Annotated in this window: 2 protein-coding genes; both read left to right on the forward strand. The window is 46.7% G+C overall.

Going from position 1 to position 2,095, the window contains the following annotated elements:
• The first annotated feature begins 118 nt into the window (after positions 1-118).
• Entirely contained in the window at positions 119-1,282 is a 1,164-nt protein-coding gene (purT, locus tag C7B77_RS28885) for a formate-dependent phosphoribosylglycinamide formyltransferase (RefSeq protein ID WP_106313192.1), read from the forward strand.
• Between the two features lie 273 nt (positions 1,283-1,555).
• Entirely contained in the window at positions 1,556-1,978 is a 423-nt protein-coding gene (locus C7B77_RS28890; protein WP_106313195.1) for a hypothetical protein, read from the forward strand.
• Positions 1,979-2,095 lie beyond the last annotated feature (117 nt).

Below are 2,095 nucleotides of genomic sequence, written 5' to 3' on the forward strand. Positions count from 1 at the left end.
TACCCATCCCCCCATCCACCCATCTACCCATCCACCCATCCACCCATCCACCCATCCACCCCTCTAGTCCCCATTCGCGCTTAAACTATAAAAGTATTATTTCTGCGATCGGATCGTGATGAAGCTACCAAAAAAGTTGATGTTATTGGGATCGGGTGAATTAGGCAAAGAATTTACGATCGCCGCCCAACGGCTCGGCAATCATGTCGTTGCAGTCGATCGTTATCCGCACGCGCCAGCGATGCAAGTTGCGGATGAGTGTGAAGTAATTTCGATGTTAAGTGCAGAAGATCTCGAACGAGTTGTCTCCAAACATCAACCCGACTATATCATTCCTGAAATTGAAGCAATTAGAACCGAAAAATTACTAGAATTCGAGCAACGTGGAATTACCGTAATTCCCACCGCTAAAGCCACTGACTACACGATGAATCGCGATCGGATTCGCGAACTAGCTCACCAGGAATTAGGGGTGCGGACGGCTAAATATGCCTACGCTACGACGCTAGCCGAACTGCAAGTAGCAGCTAGCGAAATCGGATTTCCTAATGTTGTCAAGCCAGTCATGTCTTCCTCTGGCAAAGGGCAATCGGTAGTTGCAAGTGCGACAGAAGTCGAGACAGCATGGAATTATGCCATCGATGGTTCTAGAGGCGATACTCACAAAGTAATTATCGAAGAGTTTATCAATTTTGAGATCGAAATTACTTTATTAACTATCAAACAATGGAACGCACCGACGATCTTTTGTCCGCCGATCGGACATCGCCAAGAACGCGGCGACTATCAAGAATCGTGGCAACCCGCCCAAATTAAACCCGATCGACTTTTAGCCGCACAAGAGATCGCCACTCAAGTTACCGACGCACTCGGTGGAGCCGGAATTTTTGGCGTAGAATTTTTCATCACTGCGGATGAAGTAATTTTTTCCGAACTCTCGCCACGCCCGCATGATACGGGAATGGTGACACTAATTTCTCAAAACTTAAACGAATTTGAGTTGCATTTACGGGCAGTGTTAGGATTGCCAATTCCCAATATCGTTCAATATGCTCCATCTGCTAGTGCGGTAATTTTAGCTAGCAAAAATTCAGATTCTATCTACTTTAATGGTGTCGCCGAGGCTCTCAGCGTGCCCGATGTCGATCTGCGCTTATTTGGCAAGCCAGACTCTCGTCCCTATCGACGCATGGGTGTGGCTCTAGCCAAAGCAGAGACGACAGAATTAGCTCGTGCTAAAGCATTTGAGGCAGCTAGCAAGATTGAAATTGTCGATCGATAAATTAATTGAGAATTGAGAATTGAGAATTGCGGATGCATTTTCGGACGGGTTTCCCGTCCATGAAAATGCACCAAGCAGAGAATTGGGTTGTTAGGATGAGGATTTAAACACAACCCTAACAACAATTCACCTAAGAGGTCGGGGATTTAAACCTCTGCTTCTCGTTAAAATATTCGACGATCGAGCGGTTGAGGCGATTTTAATGGACGATCGAGGATGTTGTAGTCTAGAATGGACGCAATAGTAAAAACGTTCTAAACAAAGGTTGTATCGATGGCTGCACCCACCCTAACGATATCCGGCAAAGTTTTGGGCAAAAGCCAAAATCTATTTACGAGCTGGCAGATGTCTTTGCCAGAGCAGCCGCTGACATTGGCGGAATTACTCACACAGATCGTGCGATTGGAAGTTCGAGCATTTGGAAATCGTCAAGCAGAGCAAAGATCGACCAAGGTATTGGGCATAATCGATATTGAGGCAGGAGTCGCGCTGGGTAAAATTAGTAGTGGTGGTAGCGATCTCGAACAGGTGGTGGATGTGCAGGGTGCGATCGATAATGCCCTGCAAGCCTTTCAGGATGGGTTTTACCTAGTATTTATCGATGATAAGCAGCAAGAGGATTTGGCGGCGGTTGTAAATCTCAGAGTCAATTCGGAACTCTTGTTTCTCCGCCTCACACCTTTGGTTGGCGGTTAATTATGAAACGCCTGCGATTGAAATCGCGGCTTGTGTCACAAAGTCCGCCTTGTATGTTAGAGAAGGTGGTAGATCGATGGAGCCTGGGTCAAAAAGACCGTCGCGCAGCAGGATCGC

This window comes from Chamaesiphon polymorphus CCALA 037 (assembly GCF_003003845.1).
Lineage (GTDB): Bacteria > Cyanobacteriota > Cyanobacteriia > Cyanobacteriales > Chamaesiphonaceae > Chamaesiphon > Chamaesiphon polymorphus.

Coding starts and splice junctions, on each gene's coding strand:
- purT (WP_106313192.1), top strand. CDS start 119: ATGAAGCTACCAAAAAAGTTGATGTTATTGGGATCGGGTGAATTAGGC.
- C7B77_RS28890 (WP_106313195.1), top strand. CDS start 1,556: ATGGCTGCACCCACCCTAACGATATCCGGCAAAGTTTTGGGCAAAAGC.